This is a genomic window from Methylobacterium sp. B1 (assembly GCF_000333255.1).
Taxonomy (GTDB): domain Bacteria; phylum Pseudomonadota; class Alphaproteobacteria; order Rhizobiales; family Beijerinckiaceae; genus Methylobacterium; species Methylobacterium fujisawaense.
Window position 1 is genome coordinate 1 of record NZ_BACT01000859.1, and the last position, 2,042, is coordinate 2,042.

General features: G+C 69.1%; 3 protein-coding genes. 2 read left to right on the top strand and 1 reads right to left on the bottom strand.

The window, feature by feature from the left end; all coding sequences use genetic code 11:
- On the top strand, positions 1-636 hold a 636-nt coding region (locus tag I53_RS24655), incomplete at its 5' end, for a galactosyltransferase-related protein (protein ID WP_043355693.1).
- 204 nt (positions 637-840) lie between these two features.
- On the opposite strand, the gene I53_RS24660 is transcribed toward I53_RS24655, so the two are convergent.
- Entirely contained in the window at positions 841-1,812 is a 972-nt protein-coding gene (locus I53_RS24660; protein WP_043355694.1) for a CoA ester lyase, read from the bottom strand.
- 18 nt (positions 1,813-1,830) lie between these two features.
- Between I53_RS24660 and I53_RS34645 the strand changes: the two genes are divergently transcribed.
- On the top strand, positions 1,831-2,042 hold a 212-nt coding region (locus I53_RS34645; protein WP_210161597.1), incomplete at its 3' end, for a hypothetical protein.

Genomic DNA, 2,042 nt, shown 5'->3' on the forward strand with positions numbered 1-2,042 from the left:
GCGGCCCAGGCCGAGACGCTGATCTTTCTTGACGTCGATGCATTCCCCTCGGCGGGGCTCGTCGCGGGCCTGTCGCGGGCGGTGGCCGAGCAGGACGGCCTGATCTGCTGCGAGATCGGCTACCTGCCGGCCGGCGCGGTGGCGGATGGATGGTGCGCGGCGGATCTGGAGCGGTTCGGCCAGCCGCACCCGGTGCGGGCCTTCCCGCCCGCAGGCGTGGTGGCGCCGGCACCGCAGGCCGGGCTGTTCTGGTCGCTCGCCTTCGCGGTGCGCGCCGAGACCTATGACCGCCTCGGCGGGTTCGACGAAACCTTTTCCGGCTACGGCGCGGAGGACACCGATCTGGCGTTCCGGGCGGAGAAGGCGGGGGTGCCGATCCTGTTCCTAGGAGGCCCCCGGGCCTACCACCAGCATCATCCGGGCTACGACCCGCCCCTGCAGCATTTCCGCGACATCGTCGCCAACGCGGCCCGCTTTCACGACCGGCACGGGATCTGGCCGATGGACGGCTGGCTCGACGGGTTCGCCCGGCTGGGGCTGATCGGGGCGGATCGGTCGAACGGGATCGTCATCCATCGCGACCCGACGCCGGACGAGATGGCTGCGGCGCGGCTGCCGGACGATCGGCCGTTCTAGGGCCGTCGCGGCCGCCGCGCCGCAGAGTTTGTCCCTTCTCCCGAAGAGACTGGTGAGGGGTGAACCCGCTCCGGGGCCTTCTCCAACCCTCATCCGAACCTGTCACGCGGTCACGCGCTTGCCCGCGATCCGCTCTGATCTTCCCCGGGGCCCGGCAAGCCCGGCCCCGGTCATGCAGCTGCTTGGCGCCCCGTTCGGGCGGCCTCAGCCCTTCATGGCGTTCGCCTTCTCGATCAGCGCCTCGGCCATGCGGATCGAGGCGATGTCGATGAGGCGTCCGTCCAGGGACACGGCGCCGCGGCCGGCCTTGGCGGCCTCTTCCATGGCCTCGAGAATGCGGCGGGCCTTGGTGACCTCGGCTTCCGAGGGGGTGAACACCTCGTTGGCGAGATCGATCTGCGACGGGTGGATCGCCCACTTCCCTTCGAAGCCGAGGGCGGCGCAGCGGCGGGCCGCCGAGCGGTAGCCGTCCGGATCCGAGAAATCGCCGAAGGGGCCGTCGATCGGGCGCAGGCCGTAGGCGCGGCAGGCCACCAGCATGCGGTTCTGAGCGAACAGCCACGGATCCTGCCAGTGGGTCTGGCGATTGCCGGCCTCGTCCTTGTCGGTGAGCACCGAGAAGTCGGGGTTCACGCCGCCGATCACCGTCGAGCGGGCGCGGGTCGAGGCGGCGTAATCGGCCACGCCGAAGGACATCGCCTCCAGGCGCTTCGACGACTGGGCGATCGCCTCGACATTGGCCATGCCGAGCGCGGTCTCGATCAGCACCTCGAAGCCGATCTGCTTGTCACGCTTCTTGGCCTGCTCGATCTGGGTGACCAGCACGTCGATGGCGTAGACGTCGGCCGGCACGCCGACCTTCGGGATCAGCACCATGTCGAGGCGCGGGCAGGCTTCGACGATGTCGACCACATCGCGGTACATGTAGTGGGTGTCGAGACCGTTGATGCGGATCATCATGGTCTTGTTGCCCCAATCCAGGTCGTTGAGCGCCTGGATGATGTTGGTGCGGGCCTTCTCCTTGTCGTCGGGGGCGACCGCGTCCTCGAGGTCGAGGAAGATCACGTCGGCGGCCGACTGCGCCGACTTCTCCATGAAGGTCGGGTTGGAGCCGGGGACCGCGAGTTCGGACCGGTGCAGGCGCGGCTTGGCCTGCTGGATCAGGGTGAAGCTCATCTTGGATTCTCTCTCCTGGTGACGGTTCTGATGCCGTTGCGGGGCTGGACCCCGTTCACCGGCGGCAAATGGCGCGCACTGGGCTGCCTGACAGGGCGCGCAGGCGCGTTTCGATCCGATCCCTCCACGTGCGAGGCCCGCACCGCCTCACCCGGTCGCCCCGAAGCCGAACGCGATGCAGTTGATGGACAGGAGCAGGGCCGACTTCACCGCCTCGCGCCGGTCCTCGT

What these genes read in the sequence shown, in the direction of transcription:
- I53_RS24660 (WP_043355694.1), bottom strand. Translation starts at nt 1,812, where the DNA reads ATGAGCTTCACCCTGATCCAGCAGGCCAAGCCGCGCCTGCACCGGTCC.